Source organism: Pseudomonas sp. GW822-FHT02G04 (assembly GCF_058802085.1).
The window spans coordinates 1-15,954 of sequence record NZ_JBXANU010000036.1 but is presented as its reverse complement, the minus strand read 5'-3'; the positions used below and the strand labels follow the sequence as shown (position 1 = coordinate 15,954).

16 protein-coding genes are annotated in these 15,954 nt (G+C 60.7%); 9 read left to right on the top strand and 7 right to left on the bottom strand.

Features of this window, described 5'->3' with window-relative positions; translation table 11 throughout:
- The 7 genes from AC1RO5_RS28505 (at position 1) to AC1RO5_RS28475 (ending at position 7,033) form a co-directional block, all read left to right on the top strand.
- The gene (locus AC1RO5_RS28505) at positions 1-765 is read left to right on the top strand and encodes an amino acid ABC transporter ATP-binding protein (RefSeq protein WP_018929141.1); all 765 of its coding nucleotides are present in this window, start codon (positions 1-3) and stop codon (positions 763-765) included.
- A 39-nt stretch (positions 766-804) separates the two neighbouring features.
- Positions 805-1,629: an ABC transporter substrate-binding protein gene (locus AC1RO5_RS28500; RefSeq protein ID WP_019649676.1), complete on the top strand. Its 825-nt coding sequence runs from the start codon at positions 805-807 to the stop codon at positions 1,627-1,629.
- 139 nt (positions 1,630-1,768) lie between these two features.
- Positions 1,769-2,617 (top strand): polysaccharide deacetylase family protein, encoded by an 849-nt coding sequence (locus AC1RO5_RS28495; protein ID WP_493178998.1) that lies wholly within the window; start codon positions 1,769-1,771, stop codon positions 2,615-2,617.
- The gene (locus tag AC1RO5_RS28490; RefSeq protein WP_493178996.1) at positions 2,610-3,497 is read left to right on the top strand and encodes a polysaccharide deacetylase family protein; all 888 of its coding nucleotides are present in this window, start codon (positions 2,610-2,612) and stop codon (positions 3,495-3,497) included. Before AC1RO5_RS28495 ends, AC1RO5_RS28490 begins: the two co-directional genes overlap by 8 nt.
- A gap of 17 nt (positions 3,498-3,514) precedes the next feature.
- Positions 3,515-4,864: an MmgE/PrpD family protein gene (locus AC1RO5_RS28485; protein ID WP_493178994.1), complete on the top strand. Its 1,350-nt coding sequence runs from the start codon at positions 3,515-3,517 to the stop codon at positions 4,862-4,864.
- 134 nt (positions 4,865-4,998) lie between these two features.
- Positions 4,999-6,177 (top strand): MFS transporter, encoded by a 1,179-nt coding sequence (locus AC1RO5_RS28480; protein WP_493178992.1) that lies wholly within the window; start codon positions 4,999-5,001, stop codon positions 6,175-6,177.
- A 160-nt stretch (positions 6,178-6,337) separates the two neighbouring features.
- Positions 6,338-7,033: an HPP family protein gene (locus tag AC1RO5_RS28475; RefSeq protein WP_413696934.1), complete on the top strand. Its 696-nt coding sequence runs from the start codon at positions 6,338-6,340 to the stop codon at positions 7,031-7,033.
- Positions 7,034-7,182: 149 nt separating this feature from the next.
- On the opposite strand, the gene astA is transcribed toward AC1RO5_RS28475, so the two are convergent.
- From astA to AC1RO5_RS28440, 7 genes are all read right to left on the bottom strand, one after another.
- Complete coding sequence (gene astA / locus AC1RO5_RS28470) at positions 7,183-8,217, bottom strand: arginine N-succinyltransferase (protein ID WP_493178990.1); 1,035 nt, start codon at positions 8,215-8,217, stop codon at positions 7,183-7,185.
- Positions 8,214-9,170, bottom strand: a complete 957-nt coding sequence (ctlX, locus tag AC1RO5_RS28465; protein WP_493178988.1) for a citrulline utilization hydrolase CtlX — start codon at positions 9,168-9,170, stop codon at positions 8,214-8,216. Before ctlX ends, astA begins: the two co-directional genes overlap by 4 nt.
- Positions 9,171-9,426: 256 nt before the next feature.
- Entirely contained in the window at positions 9,427-9,906 is a 480-nt protein-coding gene (locus AC1RO5_RS28460; RefSeq protein ID WP_007939680.1) for an Lrp/AsnC family transcriptional regulator, read from the bottom strand.
- A 12-nt stretch (positions 9,907-9,918) separates the two neighbouring features.
- Positions 9,919-10,680: an ABC transporter ATP-binding protein gene (locus AC1RO5_RS28455; RefSeq protein WP_007939681.1), complete on the bottom strand. Its 762-nt coding sequence runs from the start codon at positions 10,678-10,680 to the stop codon at positions 9,919-9,921.
- Positions 10,681-10,736: 56 nt separating this feature from the next.
- Positions 10,737-11,447, bottom strand: a complete 711-nt coding sequence (locus AC1RO5_RS28450) for an ABC transporter permease (RefSeq protein ID WP_019649666.1) — start codon at positions 11,445-11,447, stop codon at positions 10,737-10,739.
- On the bottom strand, positions 11,444-12,169 hold the full coding sequence (locus tag AC1RO5_RS28445) for an ABC transporter permease (protein WP_007939683.1): 726 nt from the start codon (positions 12,167-12,169) through the stop codon (positions 11,444-11,446). Before AC1RO5_RS28445 ends, AC1RO5_RS28450 begins: the two co-directional genes overlap by 4 nt.
- 76 nt (positions 12,170-12,245) lie before the next feature.
- Positions 12,246-13,025 (bottom strand): transporter substrate-binding domain-containing protein, encoded by a 780-nt coding sequence (locus tag AC1RO5_RS28440; protein WP_007939684.1) that lies wholly within the window; start codon positions 13,023-13,025, stop codon positions 12,246-12,248.
- A 588-nt stretch (positions 13,026-13,613) separates the two neighbouring features.
- Here AC1RO5_RS28440 and AC1RO5_RS28435 point away from each other — a divergent pair.
- Positions 13,614-14,720, top strand: a complete 1,107-nt coding sequence (locus tag AC1RO5_RS28435; protein ID WP_493178984.1) for an enoyl-CoA hydratase/isomerase family protein — start codon at positions 13,614-13,616, stop codon at positions 14,718-14,720.
- A 3-nt stretch (positions 14,721-14,723) separates the two neighbouring features.
- Complete coding sequence (locus AC1RO5_RS28430) at positions 14,724-15,875, top strand: acyl-CoA dehydrogenase family protein (RefSeq protein ID WP_258674020.1); 1,152 nt, start codon at positions 14,724-14,726, stop codon at positions 15,873-15,875.
- The last annotated feature ends 79 nt before the right edge of the window (positions 15,876-15,954 follow it).

Genomic DNA, 15,954 nt, shown 5'->3' with positions numbered 1-15,954 from the left:
ATGAGAAGCATCGTCAAGGCCGTGAGCCTGAACAAGTATTACGACCATTTCCACGCGCTCAAGGACATCAACATCGAAGTCGAGCAAGGCGAAGTCCTGTGCATCATCGGCCCGTCCGGCTCCGGCAAAAGCACCCTGCTGCGCTGCGTGAATCAGCTGGAAAAAATCGACAAGGGCGGCCTGTGGGTCGACGGCGAACTGGTGGGTTACCGGATCGTCGGCAACAAACTGCACGAGCTCAACGAATCGCAGATCGCTCGTCAGCGCCTGGCCACGGGCATGGTGTTCCAGCGTTTCAACCTGTTCCCGCACATGACTGTGCTGCAAAACATCATCGAAGGGCCGTGCCAGGTGCTCAAGCGTTCGCCCAAAGAGGCGCACGAAGAAGCCGTGGAACTGCTCGCTCGCGTCGGTCTGGCCGACAAGCGCAACAGCTACCCGATCGAACTGTCGGGTGGTCAGCAACAACGTGTCGCCATTGCCCGTGCATTGGCCATGCGCCCCAAGCTGATGCTGTTCGATGAACCCACTTCGGCACTCGACCCGGAACTGGTCGGAGAGGTGCTGTCGGTGATGCGCGATCTGGCGCAAACCGGCATGACCATGATCGTCGTCACCCATGAACTGGGCTTCGCTCGCGAGGTTTCCAACCGGATGGTGTTCATGGACGGCGGGCAGATCGTGGAGGCTGGAAGCCCCGAAGAAATACTAATAAGTCCGCAAAACCCACGCACCCAAAGCTTCATTTCTGCCGTTCGAACCTAAGCGCCCTTTGGCGCTCACAACACTCATAAGAGAACGACCATGAAGAACCTAGTAATCCCTGCAGTACTTGCCAGCGTCCTGGCATCCGGTTTCGCCTTCGCTGCCGAGTTGCCGGCCAGCATCAAGGACAAGGGCGAGATCGTTGTCGCGATCATGCCGAACTACCCGCCGATGGATTTCAAGGACCCGGCCACCAACACCCTCACCGGCCTTGACTATGACCTGGGCAACGCCCTGGCCGAACGTCTGGGCGTGAAGATCAAATGGCAGGAAACCGGCTTCGAGCAAATGATCAACGCGCTCACGACTGACCGCGTAGACATGGTGCTGTCGGGCATGACCGACACCGCCGAGCGTCAGGCCAGCGTGACCTTCGTCGACTATTTCACCAGCGGTCCGCAGTTCTACACCTTGCAGAAAAACAAGGACACCAACGAGATCGTCGACCTGTGCGGCAAGAAAGTCGGCACCAGCCGCCGTACCACCTTCCCGGCGGAAATCGCCGAGTGGAGCAAGGCCAACTGCGAAGCCGCCGGCAAGCCTGCGATCAACGTGATCGGCACCGAAGGCTCGGCCGACGCCCGTGCGCAACTGCGTCAGAGCCGTATCGATGCGGCCATGCAGGGCAGCGAAACCCTGCCGTACCTCAAGACCCAGGAAAAGGACATGTACAAAACCGTGGGGCTGCCAATCTCCAAGCAGTTCTCGGGCATGGGTGTGAGCAAGAAAAAACCTGAGCTGAGCGAAGCGGTGAAAGTCGCGTTGCAAAGCATGATCGATGACGGCAGCTACCAGGCAATCCTGAAGAAATGGGACCTGGAACTGGGCGCGATCAAGACCGTGACCATTAACGCCGGCAAGTAATGCTTGCCCCGTAGAAGCGAGGCTTGCCCGCGAAGAGGCCCTGCCAGTCAACTTTGACGTTGAATGACACACCGCTTTCGCGAGCAAGCTTCGCTCCTACAGGGTCTGTGTTTTATCTATGGATGAAGGGAGCGCCACGATGTCCTCCTCGCTGCAACCCACCTGGCCCGACCAGCACAAGGCCTGTCTCGCCCTGGCCTTCGACCTCGATGGCCCCACCGGCGATGCCATGCTCAATGGCTCGATCTGGCGCAAGCCCGAGTATTTTGGTTTCGGCGGTTACGGCCCCTATCGGGCGCTGCCGCGGATTCTCGACCTGCTGGATGAGTTCCGGATCCCGACCACGTTTTTCGTTCCGGCCTGGGTCGTGGAGAACTGGCCGAAACAATGCCAGGCGATTGTCGAGCGCGGGCATGAGGTGGCCTATCACGGCTACAAACACGAATCCTTTTACGCCCTGACGCTGGAGCAGCAGAAGGACGTGATGCACCAATCCCGCGAGGTGTTCTGGAAGTACCTGAACATCCGCGCTGAAGGTTTCCGCACTCCGTCCGGCGACTGGCGGGCCGAAACGCCGGCCATGCTGGTGGAAGCCGGCGTGACCTATTCCAGCAGCATGCGCGGCGATGACCGGCCCTACCTGGTCAAGGTGCCGGGCTTCGATACACCACTGGTGGAGATCCCCGGCCGCTGGGAAATGGACGACTACGCCTCCCTCGCCTACACCCGTGCGCCGGATTTTCCTTCCGGGCTGGACCGTACCGCCAGCTACGAACTCACCCTCGATAACTGGTGCCGCGAGTTCGATGGCGCCATGGCTGAAGGCCTGTGCCTGACCACCCTGTTCCACCCCAAGATCACCGGCAAACCGGGGCGCATCCTGTTGCTGGAAAAACTCTTCGAACACATGCGCCAACGCGACGACGTGTGGTTCGCCACCTGCCGCGATGTCGCCCACTGGTGGCTGAAGGAGCATCACCATGGCTGATTCCATTGTCTGGCCCAACGGCTACCGCTGCGCCGTGGTGCTGACCGTCGATTACAACGACATCCACGGCATCCTCACCCAGGCGCCGGAAGTCGCCGGGCGCGACAAGACCTTGTCGGTGTGGCGCTATGGCACCCAGCGCGGGGTCGAGCGTTTGCTGGGCCTGTTAGAAGAACTGGGGGTTTCCAGCAGCTGGTTCGTGCCCGGCATCGTTGCCGAGGAAAAACCGCAACACCTCCGGGCGATCCAGGCCGGCGGGCATGAGATTGCCTGCGCTGGCTATCGCCATCAGCACTACGACAACCTGACCCTGGCTGAGCAAAGCGCCGAAATCGCCAAGGGCTGCGCGGCCTTGAACGCGTTGACCGGTCAGCGTCCGACAGGCTTTCGCATCCCGGCCGGCAATGGCGCACCGGGCTTCATCGAGGCGTTGCGCGAGCACGGTATCCGTTGGTCCTCGTCATGGCGCGGCGATGATTTGCCCTTCGCCCATCCGACGGCTCCCGAGGTGATCGAACTGCCGTTGCACTACGAACTGGAAGACGAGCCCTATTTCGCCTTCAACCTCAGCCCGGCGGTGCCACCGGCGCAATCGCGCATCGCCTCCTACAGCCACACCCTTGGCAATCTGAAGATGGACTTCGCCGGGTTTCACCGGTTCGGCTTGTGTTACGTGCTGCGGCTGCACCCGGAAATCATCGCCACGCCAGGGCGGATCGGCGTGTTGCGTGAATTGCTGCAAAGCATTCAGCAGCACAATGACGTGTGGATCGCCACCGGTGCCGAAGTGGCTCAGTGGTGGGCCGAGTCGGCAGCGCCGGTGACTGAGGATCACCCGGCCGCTGTGTACGAGCGTCATTATCGGGATTACGGCGTATGAGAGATCAGGATGGGGTTATGCGAATGGCGCGGCTGGCGCAGTTCTGCGTCGATACCCGTTTCGACGATTTACCCGGCGCGTTGGTGGAGCAAGCCAAGCGACACATTCTCGACACCTTCGGCGCAGCCCTGGCCGGAGCCGGCAGCGATGTGGCGAAACAGGCGCGTCAGGTGTTCAAGGGAGAAGCCGGCAGCACGTTGGTCTGGGGCACCGGTCAGCGAGTCGGCGCGGCGCAAGCCGCCATGCTCAACGGCATCGCCGCGCATGCCCTGGAGCTGGACGATACCGGCGGCTGCGACCATTCCGGCGCGGTGGTGCTGCCGGCGGTGATGGCGGCGCTGTCGATGTCAACGAAGCCAGTAGACGGCCGCGAACTGATCACTGCCGTGGTGATCGGCTACGAAATCGGCCGTAGGGTGCTCGAAGCCTGCGGCAGTTACTCGGCCCACAACGGCGCCGGTTGGCACTCCACGGCGACGTGCGGAGTGTTTGGCGCGGCGGCGGCCAGTGCACGGATTCTGGGGCTGGATGCACAACAAACCTTGTCGGCACTCGGCATCGCCGGCAGCTTCAGCGGTGGTCTGTGGGCGTTTATCCATGACGGTTCGCAAAGCAAAAGACTCCACAGCGGACGCGCCGCCGAAGGTGGATTGCTGGCCACGCGGTTTGCCCAACAAGGCATCACCGGGCCGACAAAACTGTTCGATGACGTCTGGGGCGGTTTCCTCAAGACCCTCGCGGCGGACACCGCCGTGCCCGAGGCGTTGGACGCCGAACTGGGCCACATATGGAAACTCGCGCGCTGCTCGATCAAGCCCTATGCGGCATGCCGGGGGACGCATTCGGCGATCGACGCGTTGGGCCTGTTGCTCGATCAATTGCAGATCAGCGCCGATCAGGTCGAGGACGTTCAGGTGTCGCTGTGCGGATTCCTTCAGGACATGTGTGGCGGTCAGGACATCAGCACGTTGCCGGCGGCGCAGATGAGTCTGCGCTATGCCCTGGCAGCCCGGCTGAACCACGGTCATTGCCGATTGGAAGCCTATGACGAAGAACAGCGCCGCCACCCGCAGATTGCACACTGGATGTTGCGTATTCGCCTTGAAGTCGACCCGCAACTGTCCGAGGATGGTGAGCCTGTCGTCAGCGTGCGGACCGTGGACGGTCGGCAAGCGAGTCTGTGCGTTGAGGTGCCGTTGGGGGCGCCGGGCAATCCGCTGAGCGATGCGGCGCTGGAGGAGAAATTCTTCAGCCTGGCCGGGCGGGTGATACCGCGACAGCAGGCCAGTCAACTGCTGGAACAGTTGTGGCGACTGGAAAATTTGAGTGCTGTCGAATCACTGGAGCAATGGCTGAACACACAGTGATCGTTCCCACGCTCCGCGTGGGAATGTCTCACCGGACGCTTTGCGTCCGCTCTTGGGACGCAGAGCGTCCCTGGCTGCATTCCCACGCAGAGCGTGGGAACGATCAACTCTAAAACAAGGACTCGTGTTCCACCGTGGCCACTTACTCGCTCGTTATCCGCCGGCTGATGATCTGCTCGCTGACCATCGTCGTCAGTCGCGCCATCACCAGCCCGTTGCTCACGCTATTCCTGAGCACCAAGCTCGGCCTCAACCAACAGGACGTCGGCCTGTTGCTCGGCATCGCGGTGTTCATCGCGACCCTGCTCGCGCTCTATGGCGGTTACATCATCGACCGCCTCGAAAAGCGTCGGCTGTTGATCCTGGCCATGCTCTCCAGCGCCATCGGTTTCGTGCTGCTGACCTTCGCCGAAAACCTCTACCTGACCACCGCGACCCTGGTGATCACCGAAACCGCCTCGGCGCTGTTTCTGATCGGCTCCAAGGCGATCCTCAGCGAAAACCTGCCCATGGGTCAGCGCGCCAAGGCCTTTTCGCTGCGCTACACCCTGACCAACATCGGCTATGCCACCGGCCCGATGCTCGGTGTGGTGATCGCCGGCGTGTACCCGATTGCGCCGTTCCTGATTGCCGGCGGCATCGCGTTCTTTAGCATTTTCCTGATGAGCGGCATTCCCAAGGACCCGGCCCAGACACCCGCCATCGGCCAGCCCCAAAGCTTTCTCAAAACCCTGGTCACCCTGAAAAACGACCGCACGCTGATCATGTTCACCTGCGGCTGCCTGCTCAGCACCGTGGTCCACGGTCGTTTTACCTTGTACCTGTCGCAATACCTGCTGGTGACCCACGACTCCAAACGAGCGCTGGAAACCATGGCCGCCCTGCTCGCCTGCAACGCGATCAGCGTGATCCTGCTGCAATACCAGATCGGCCGGTTTCTCAAGCGCGAACAACTGCGGTACTGGATTGTCGGCGGCAGCAGCCTGTTCATCCTCGGCTTGATCGGTTTCAGCCTGGCCGACGGCTTGGTGAGCTGGTGCATCGCGATGTTCATTTTCACCCTCGGCGAAATGATCATTTACCCGGCCGAATTCCTCTTCGTCGACACCCTGGCCCCGGAAGAGCTGCGCGGCAGCTACTACGGCGCGCAGAACCTCGCAGCCCTCGGTGGTGCGCTGAGCCCGGTGATCTGCGGCTTCCTGCTGATGCACACGCCCGCGCCCACTATGTTCTATGCCCTGAGCGCGTTGACGGCGATGGGCGGTTTTCTCTGTTTCATGAGCGGTCGACGCGTCGCGATGCTGCAAAAATAATGCATTGAAGCTGCATTAATATGAATTTGTCAGCATCGGTAATGACCGGCACACTGTGCGCCGTTTCTCCCCCAATAGTTGGAACCACTTCAAGGGCTTTCCGGGTATCCGGACAAGCCTTTTTTTTGCCCTGGTTTTTGTCAAAGGATCGATGTTCGTCATGCTCGCTCACTGGTTGCCCGCCGCCATCAACACCCGCCCCTCCGAATGGAGCCGTGCCGCCATCGGCATGGCCATGGGGACGATGTTCAGTGTCTGGTTGTGCGGCCAGGTGTTCGGCATCGATGTGGCGCTGCACCTGATTGGTCCGTTGGGCGCTTCGGCGGTATTGCTGTTCGCCGTGTCCTCAGGCGCGCTGGCCCAGCCGTGGTCGATTCTTGGCGGTTATCTGTGCGCGGGGGTGATCTCGCTGCTGGTCGCTCACGTACTCGGCCGCACCCTCGGCAGCGCCTGCCTCGCGGCGGGCATGGCGCTGATTCTGATGTGCTGGCTGCGTTGCCTGCACCCACCAGCCGGGGCGCTGGCGCTGCTGATGGTGTTGGCAGACCCGGCGACCATCGCCATGGACTGGAAAGCCCTCGGCCCCGTGATGCTCAGCGGTTCGACGATGCTGCTCAGCGCGTTGGCGTACAACAACTTCACGCGCATTCGTTACCCCAAGCGTCCCGCCGAACCGGCCCCGCTAATGCCCGCGGCCGACAGCCAGGCGATCACCGCCGAAGATCTGCGACGCGCACTCGCCGACATGGAGGCCTTCTACGACGTCACCCCTGAAGACCTCGAGCAGTTGATTCATGCCAGTGAGTTGCATGCCAAGCGGCGCAGTATCGGTGAAGTGCTGAGCAGCAGAGTCTGAGTTCATCAACGGCAGCAGCAGGCTTTTGTGGCGAGGGAGCTTGCTCCCGCTGGGCTGCGAAGCGGCCCCTTCACAGAGCCTGCGACTGCTGCGCAGTCGAACGGGAGCAAGCTCCCTCGCCACAGGTTGAAGTTGGACTCGACAACAGTTCAGGCCGCAGACTGCTGCCGCGCCGGCACCGCCAGGCTCACTGCGCGCACCGAAGCACCGACACTCAAGCCCAATGTCTTCGCCGTCTGCGCATCGACAATCAAGGTCCCGGCAGCAACTCGCGCGGGGGCTGCGGTAATCCGGCATTCGGCAAACTGGCGGTTGTGAATCAGGTAGGTCGCCGCGTGCTCTCCTGGGGTGCCGATGCTCAGTTGCAACACCTGGCTGTCGCGCACCGCACGGATGTCGCCGGTGGCGCATTCGATCAGCGGCCCGCCATCAAAAATGTCGATGTAATCCCGATGCTCGAAGCCTTCAGCCTTGAGCATGCCCAGGGCCGGTTCAGTGTTGGGATGAACGCGGCCGATGACCGCGCGTGCCGCTTCAGGCAGCAGGCAGGTCGGCAGCGGAAACTTGGGCATCAGTTCGGCGATGAAGGTTTTGTTGCCAAGGCCCGTGAGGTAGTCGGCGTCGGCAAAATTCATCTTGAAGAAATGTCGGCCCAAACCTTCCCAGAACGGTGATACGCCCTCTTCGTCCGAATAACCGCGCATCTCCGCGATTACTTTTTCACCGAAGTGCTGACGAAACTCCGCCAGAAACAGGAAGCGAGCCTTGGACAGCAAGCGGCCATTCAGACCGCTGCGGTGATCGGCGTGCAAAAACAGTGAACACAATTCCGAGTGGCCGGTCATGTCGTTGCCAAGGAACAGCGTCGGCAGTTGCTGATTGATCCCGAGGTTTTTCGACGCGGCGACAAACAGGCCCAGTCGATAGTTGTACCAGGGCTCACGCAGGCCGACAGCGCCCGCCAAGGCACAAATACCGACCGCTTGCTGCTGGTCGTTCTCCAGCACAAACAGGTAGTCGGCATCCGCGCGTTCGGCCTCGCCGGCGAAGGTTTTCGCCGCCCATTCCAGGCGATGACTCAAGCGCGCCGCATCGGCCGGCAAGGTGGTCAAACCGGTCCCGGCGCTATGGGCCAGGGCCAACAGTGCTGGCAAATCTGCCGGTGTTGCAGGACGGACGATCATCGCACTTGCTCCTGGGCAGCTTTCGGCTGACGTTCAGATTGACGTTTGGACAGAAAGACTTCAGCCAACATGCAGCGGGCGCTGCCGCCGCCGATGCGTTCGATGGTGTCGATGTTCACCGGCAGCGGCGTGACGTGGGTTTCGATCAAGCGGCGCTGATCGGCATCCAACGATTTCCAGGCGGTGCGTGACATCACCAGCAAGGGTTCGCCCGCGGCGTTGTGGACTTCCAGCATGTTGCCGGCGAACGACTCCAGTTGCGCCCAGTCCAGGGCGATCACTTTTTTACCGCTGTCTTCCAGCCGTTTACGCAGCGCCAGGCGTTCTGCCGGGTTAGTGACAGAGGCCAGGCACGCAATGGCCAGCCGAGTACCGACACTCATCATCACGTTGGTGTGATAAATCGCCACGCCCTGGCGGTCCACCGCATTGAAGGCGCACAACTCGTAACCCAAATGGTCGACCAGTTGGTCCAGCGCCCGAGCGTGGGTGCGGGTGGAGTAGCCGGCGTAACAAATCCGCTGCTCGCGATCCAGCACCATGCTGCCGGTGCCTTCGAGGAACACTTCCTGCTGTTCCAGGCTGGAAAGATCCAGCATCTGCTCGACCCGGTACTCGTCCCGCAACCAGTCGAGCACGCCTTTGTCGCGTTCCAGACGGCGGTTGTGGCCCTGCATCGGGTACAGCACCAACGTGCCGTCGGGATGACTGCTCCACCAATTGTTGGGGAAGATCGAATCGGGGGTATGCGGCGCTTCGCGGTCGTTGTGCACCAGGACTTCGACGCCGTGGCTGCGCAGCGCGGCGACGTAGCCATCGAACTCTTGCAAGGCCTTGAGCTGCACGTCCTCGGACACATCGGCCGGGCGTTGGAAACGGTTGTTCGCCGCCGTGTCCTGATTGAACGAGAAACGTGTCGGGCGAATCATCAAAACGGTATTGGTGGTTTGCATGGGCACAGATTCAATGAGGGTTGAGAGGTGCTCATTGTCTGTTTCGGCGGCGGAAAAACCCGGTTGTTAAGGGCCGGCGATGTGATGGAAATGGCTGAAAAACGTGGTTGGGTCAGCCGATTCGGCGAGGGCTTAAAATCAAAAGATCGCAGCCTTCGGCAGCTCCTGCGGAGGGTGGTGTTCATACCCGAAAATGGCGGTAAACACGGTCCCTGCAGGAGCTGCCGAAGGCTGCGATCTTTTGATCTTTCGGCGCTTATTCCATCGTGGTCTTGACCATCGCCAATTCCGGATGGCTGACCAGCTTATCAATGTGCAATTCCGGGTCATCGAACCAGACTTCAGTCAGCACCCGGTAATGTTCCATGTCGCGGCAACGCATGCGCAGGCTGTAGTCGAACGCGCCGCTGATCAAGCGGCATTCCAGCACCTGCGGACAACCACGGACCTTGGCCTCAAAAGCCTTTTGCGCCGCCCGCCCGCTCTGGTTCGACAACGCAACCAACACCAGCAACGACAGCCCCGGTGTCAGTTTCTTTTCATCGAGAATCGCACCGTAACCACGGATAACCCCGAGCTGTTCGAGCTTGCGCACCCGTTCCAGGCACGGCCTGGGCGTCAGGTGCACGCGCTCGGACAGCTTTTGATAAGTGATGCGCCCTTCGTGGCGCAGCACTTCGATGATGGCCTGATCAATACGATCAAGCACAATCGACATATCGCGGATATCCGCCATGTACGTCTTGCCTCACTTCAAACGACCCGATAGAAATTGCTGTAACCGTTCACTCTTTGGCTGGTCGAGGATGGTTGCATCACCTTGCTCCTCGACCCGCCCTTGATGCAAGAACAACACCTGGCTGGACACTTGCCGGGCAAAGCCCATTTCGTGGGTCACCATCAACATGGTCCGGCCCTCTTCGGCCAGCGCCTGAATCACCTTCAACACCTCGCCTACCAGTTCCGGATCGAGGGCCGAGGTCGGCTCGTCGAACAACAGAATCTCCGGCTCCACGGCCAACGCCCGGGCAATTGCGACGCGCTGTTGCTGGCCGCCGGACAGAAAAGCCGGGTATTGATCGGCCACTCGTTGCGGCAAACCAACCTTGTCCAGATACGCCCGCGCGCTGTCTTCAGCGGCTTTGCGGCTGACACCCAGCACCCGACACGGCGCCAGTATGATGTTTTCCAGTACGGTCAGATGGCTCCACAGATTGAAATGCTGGAACACCATCGCCAGACGTGTGCGCAAGCGCTGCAACTGCGCCGGGTTGGCAACGCGCATGCCGCCAGCGCCCGGGCGGGTGATGATGCGCTCGCCTTCCAGCACGATGGCGCCTTCGTCCGCCCGCTCCAGAAAGTTGATGCAGCGCAGCATGGTGCTTTTACCCGAGCCGCTGGCGCCGATCATGCTGACCACATCGCCGGCCCGTGCGTTCAACGAGACGCCCTTGAGCACTTCATTGTCACCAAAACGTTTGTACAGATTTTCAACCGTGAGTTTGTACATGCATGAGTCTCCTGCAGCAGCGCCGGCCTCGGCGCTGCTCTGGATGAAAAGAGGAATTAGTGCGCCGGCCCGAGGAAGCTCAACCAACGCTTCTCCGCCAGACGGAACGCGCCGACCAGACCGAACGACAACGCGAGGTACAACAGGCCGGCAATGCCGAAGGCCTGAAAGGTCATGAAGGTCGCGGCATTGGCGTCCCGGGCGATTTTGAGAATGTCGGGAATAGTCGCGGTGAACGCCACCGACGTGGCGTGCAGCATCAGGATCACTTCGTTGCTGTAATACGGCAGCGCCCGGCGCAAGGCCGACGGCAGGATCAGCCGCAGGTACAGGCGCCAGCCGCTCAAGCCATAGGCATGGGCCGCCTCGATTTCACCGTAGGGAATGCTGCGAATCGCCCCGGCAAAGATTTCCACGGTGTAGGCACAGGTGTTGAGTGTGAACGCCAGCAACGTGCAATTCATCGCATCGCGAAAGAACGCTTCAAGCAGCGGTTGCGAGCGGACCACGGCGATGCCATAAATCCCGCTGTAGCAAATCAGCAGCTGGATATACAACGGCGTGCCGCGAAACACATAGGTGAACAGCTGAACCGGCCAGCGCAGCAGGCCCCAGCGTGAGGTTCGAAGGATCGCCAGGGGCAGCGAGAGGAAGAACCCCATCACGATGCTCGCCACCAGCAGCCACAAGGTCATCGCTAATCCAGTGAGGCTATAACCGTCGCTGAACAGAAAGGGTTTCCAGTATTCGGCAATCAACTCGATCATCGCGCCATCCCCCGCACGCCTTGGTTATAACGTCGTTCAAGCACGCGCAAAACGTAGTTCGACGCACTGGTGATCAGCAGATACAGCGCCCCTGCCAGCAGCAGGAAATCGAGCATGTTGAAGGTGCTTTTACCGGCCTCTTGCGCCACCTTGACCAGGTCCGACAAACCGATGATCGACACCAGCGCCGTGGCCTTGAGCAGCACCAGCCAGTTATTGCCCAGGCTCGGCAAGGCGAACCGCATCATCTGCGGGAACACCACGAAGCGAAAACGCTGCCAGCGGCTCAAGCCAAAGCACGCGGCGGCTTCCTGCTGACCACTTGGCACACTGAGGATCGCCCCACGAAAGGTCTCGGTGAAATACGCGCCGTAGATGAAGCCGAGGGTGACAACACCGGCTACAAACGGATCGATTTCCATGTAAGGCCAGCCCATGGCCTCGGTCAGGCTGCTCAGCCAACCTTGCAGGCTGTAGAAAATCAGCAGCATCAGCACCAGGTCCGGCACGCCGCGAATCAGCGTCGTGTAGAAAGTGGCAGGCAGGTTCAACAGCTTCAGCGGCGACAGCTTGGCCGCCGCACCGAGCAGCCCCAGCGCCATGCTCACCAGCAGTGACAGCGCCGACAGTTTTAGGGTGACCCAGGTGCCATGCAGCAACAATGGGCCATAGCCTTGCAAGGCCGAAAGATCGACCCCGATCAGATTCAGGAAGGAGTTCACGCCAGTCACCTGTCTTGAGGCGCCCGCTTGCAAGCGCTGCGCCTGTTACCAGGACGCAGCGCTCGGGGCGCGAGGATCAGTTGTTGTAGAGGTCCAGATCGCCGAAATGCTTCTGCTGGATCTGTGCGTAGATGCCCTTTTCATGCAGGGCCTTGATGGCGGCGTTGAGCATGCCTTTGAGTTCTTCGTTATCCTTGCGCACGCCAATGGCGATTTCCGACGGCACCAGCGGGTCACTGATACCTTCGCTGTTCTTGAAGTCCGCCCCTTGCGGCGACGTCAGGAAGCTCATCTGCGCTTGCAGCTTATCCTGGATCGAGGCATCGAGACGCCCGTAAACCAGATCGGCGTAGACCTGATCCTGGTTCTGATAAGCGCGCAACTTCACGCCGCCCGGTGCCAGTTTGGCCTTGGCGTAGGTTTCCTGAATCGTGCCCTGCATGTAGCCGATGGTCTTGCCCTGCAGCGATTCAGCGGTGGGCAACAAGCCGGAATCCTTGCGGGTGACGATAGCGGTCGGGCCGGCGTACAGGCGATCGGTGAAGTCGATCTGTTTTTTACGTGCGTCGGTGACGGTCATCGACGATTCGATGGCGTCGAACTTGCCTGCCTTGAGCGCCGGGATCAGCCCGTCGAAGTCATTGCTGACCCACACGCACTTCACTTTCAGCTCGGCGCAGATCGCATTGCCCAGGTCCACGCCGAACCCTTGCACGCCGCCATCGGCGGTGGTGGATTCAAAAGGCGGATAACTGGGGTTAACGCCGAAGCGCAGCTCCTTCCACTCTTTGGCGCTAGCACCCGTGGAGCAGCACAGCAAAGCCAATGCCGGTAAGGTCAGCCATTTGATGTTCATCTTCTAAGGTCCCGGATTATTTGGATTTATCGCGGCTTGGCGCCTGCGCCGCACCACACTTTTTGACAGGGGCAGAGAGTCGATGCGGCATTCACCGCAGCCGTATTTGTTGTTGTTTTCAACTGACCTGGGCCAGTCGTCGGGGTGCAGTCCATTCCAGGCGCTTGATCGCAAGTGCTTGAAATGGACCGTCAGAATGCCAATTACCTGGAGGGCACGGGTGTCGTAAGCCCCTGTCCAGACAGCTCAACTGCGCTGAACGAAGGGCTTTCACAGCCGAATCTGTCGTTGATTGCTGGATGGGGTTAAAGATCAAAAGAAAGCGCAAAGGAAAGATCAAAAGAAAGATCAAAAGATCGCAGCCTTCGGCAGCTCCTACGCAATCGGTGTTCATACCGAAAATTCGCGGTGAACTCGGTCAACGTAGGAGCTGCCGAAGGCTGCGATCTTTTGATTTTGCACTAAGGTAAAAATGCAGACAGAACCTGCACGTATCCCGGTTGTACATCACAAATTTGCACTGTTACGATCCTGCATCGCTCGCGCGCGAGCTTCTCTATAAAGAACAATAAAAGCAGGGAGTTAGTGATGACTGCTCAGGTTTCATCCCCGGGGACACGGTCCATGGATGCCACGCAAAACGAAGTGTTGGCCGAGGTTCGCAATCACATCGGTCACCTGACCCTCAACCGCCCCGCCGGCCTCAACGCCATTACCCTGGACATGGTCCGCAGCCTGCAACAGCAGCTCGATGCCTGGGCACAGGATCCGCAGGTGCATGCGGTGGTGTTGCGCGGTGCTGGCGAGAAAGCTTTCTGTGCCGGCGGCGATATCCGCTCGCTGTACGACAGCTTCAAAAGCGGCGACACACTGCACGAAGATTTCTTCGTCGAGGAATACGCCCTCGACCTCACAATCCATCACTACCGCAAACCGGTCCTGGCCTTGATGGACGGCTTTGTGCTGGGCGGCGGCATGGGGCTGGTGCAAGGCGCCGATTTGCGGGTGGTCACCGAGCGCAGCCGCCTGGCAATGCCGGAAGTGGCCATCGGTTATTTCCCGGACGTTGGCGGCAGTTATTTCTTGCCGCGCATTCCCGGTGAGCTGGGCATTTATCTCGGCGTCAGTGGCGTGCAGATCCGCGCCGCCGATGCGCTCTATTGCGGCCTGGCCGACTGGTATCTGGAGAGCGCCAGCCTGGACGAGCTGGACGAGCGACTCGACCATCTGGAATGGCACGACACGCCGCTCAAAGACCTGCAAGGCGCGCTGGCGAAACTCGCCGTGCAACAACTGCCGGTCGCCCCGCTCGCAGCGCTGCGGCCGGCCATCGACCACTTCTTCGCCTTGCCCGATGTGCCGAGTATGGTGGAACAACTACGAGCAGTAACCGTCGCCGACAGCCATGAGTGGGCCATGGCCACCGCCGACTTGCTGGAAAGCCGTTCACCGCTGGCCATGGGCGTGACCCTGGAAATGCTGCGGCGCGGTCGGCACCTGAGCCTGGAACAGTGCTTCGCCCTCGAACTGCACCTGGATCGCCAGTGGTTCGAACGCGGCGACCTGATCGAAGGCGTGCGCGCCTTGCTGATCGACAAAGACAAGAACCCGCGCTGGAACCCGCCGACCTTGCAGGCGCTGGACGCCGAGCACGTCGCGAGTTTTTTCACCGGGTTTGACCAGAGCGGGAGCTGAGCCATGCACGATATCGAATTGAGCGAAGAACAAGTGATGATCCGCGACATGGCCCGGGATTTTGCCCGTGGCGAAATCGCGCCCCACGCACAAGCCTGGGAAAAGGCCGGCTGGATCGATGACGGTCTGGTGGCGAAGATGGGTGAACTGGGTCTGCTGGGCATGGTGGTGCCCGAGGAATGGGGCGGCACCTATGTCGACTACGTGGCCTATGCGCTGGCGGTGGAAGAGATTTCCGCCGGTGACGGCGCCACCGGCGCGCTGATGAGCATCCACAACTCTGTCGGCTGCGGACCGGTGCTCAATTACGGCACCGAAGAACAGAAGCAGCAATGGTTGCCGGACCTCGCCAGCGGCCAGGCCATCGGTTGCTTCTGTCTGACCGAACCGCAAGCCGGTTCCGAAGCCCATAACCTGCGCACCCGCGCCGAACTGCGCGACGGCCAGTGGGTGATCAACGGCGCCAAGCAATTCGTCAGCAACGGCAAACGGGCGAAGCTGGCGATCGTTTTCGCGGTGACCGATCCGGAACTGGGCAAGCGTGGCATCTCGGCGTTCCTGGTGCCGACCGAAACAGCGGGGTTCATCGTCGACCGCAGTGAACACAAGATGGGCATCCGCGCTTCCGATACCTGCGCCGTCACCCTGAATAATTGCACGGTCCCTGAGGCCAACTTGCTGGGCGAGCGCGGCAAAGGCCTGGCCATCGCCCTCTCCAACCTCGAAGGCGGCCGCATCGGCATCGCTGCGCAAGCCTTGGGCATCGCCCGGGCGGCGTTCGAAGCGGCGTTGGCTTACGCGCGGGATCGGGTGCAGTTCGACAAGCCGATCATCGAACACCAAAGCATCGCCAATATGCTGGCCGACATGCAGACCCGGCTGAACGCCGCACGCCTGTTGATCCTGCACGCCGCGCGCTTGCGCAGTGCCGGCAAGCCGTGCCTGTCGGAGGCTTCACAGGCCAAGCTGTTTGCTTCGGAGATCGCGGAAAAGGTCTGCTCTTCGGCGATACAGATTCATGGCGGGTATGGGTATCTGGAGGATTACCCGGTGGAGCGTTACTACCGAGATGCGCGGATCACGCAGATTTATGAAGGGTCGAGCGAGATACAGCGGATGGTGATTGCCCGCGAACTCAAGAACTACCTGGTCTAGATGATCGTTCCCACGCTCCGCGTGGGAATGCCTCAACGGACGCTCCGCGTTCGGCTTTAGAGGGTGGGACGCGGAGCGT

Bases quoted from the DNA above. Each gene is read 5' to 3' on its own strand.
- AC1RO5_RS28495 (WP_493178998.1), top strand. From the start codon at position 1,769: ATGTCCTCCTCGCTGCAACCCACCTGGCCCGACCAGCACAAGGCCTGT.
- AC1RO5_RS28505 (WP_018929141.1), top strand. From the start codon at position 1: ATGAGAAGCATCGTCAAGGCCGTGAGCCTGAACAAGTATTACGACCAT.
- ctlX (WP_493178988.1), bottom strand. From the start codon at position 9,170: ATGCAAACCACCAATACCGTTTTGATGATTCGCCCGACACGTTTCTCG.
- AC1RO5_RS28490 (WP_493178996.1), top strand. From the start codon at position 2,610: ATGGCTGATTCCATTGTCTGGCCCAACGGCTACCGCTGCGCCGTGGTG.
- AC1RO5_RS28435 (WP_493178984.1), top strand. From the start codon at position 13,614: ATGACTGCTCAGGTTTCATCCCCGGGGACACGGTCCATGGATGCCACG.
- AC1RO5_RS28485 (WP_493178994.1), top strand. From the start codon at position 3,515: ATGCGAATGGCGCGGCTGGCGCAGTTCTGCGTCGATACCCGTTTCGAC.
- AC1RO5_RS28455 (WP_007939681.1), bottom strand. From the start codon at position 10,680: ATGTACAAACTCACGGTTGAAAATCTGTACAAACGTTTTGGTGACAAT.
- AC1RO5_RS28460 (WP_007939680.1), bottom strand. From the start codon at position 9,906: ATGGCGGATATCCGCGATATGTCGATTGTGCTTGATCGTATTGATCAG.
- AC1RO5_RS28500 (WP_019649676.1), top strand. From the start codon at position 805: ATGAAGAACCTAGTAATCCCTGCAGTACTTGCCAGCGTCCTGGCATCC.
- AC1RO5_RS28450 (WP_019649666.1), bottom strand. From the start codon at position 11,447: ATGATCGAGTTGATTGCCGAATACTGGAAACCCTTTCTGTTCAGCGAC.
- AC1RO5_RS28430 (WP_258674020.1), top strand. From the start codon at position 14,724: ATGCACGATATCGAATTGAGCGAAGAACAAGTGATGATCCGCGACATG.
- AC1RO5_RS28475 (WP_413696934.1), top strand. From the start codon at position 6,338: ATGCTCGCTCACTGGTTGCCCGCCGCCATCAACACCCGCCCCTCCGAA.
- astA (WP_493178990.1), bottom strand. From the start codon at position 8,217: ATGATCGTCCGTCCTGCAACACCGGCAGATTTGCCAGCACTGTTGGCC.
- AC1RO5_RS28440 (WP_007939684.1), bottom strand. From the start codon at position 13,025: ATGAACATCAAATGGCTGACCTTACCGGCATTGGCTTTGCTGTGCTGC.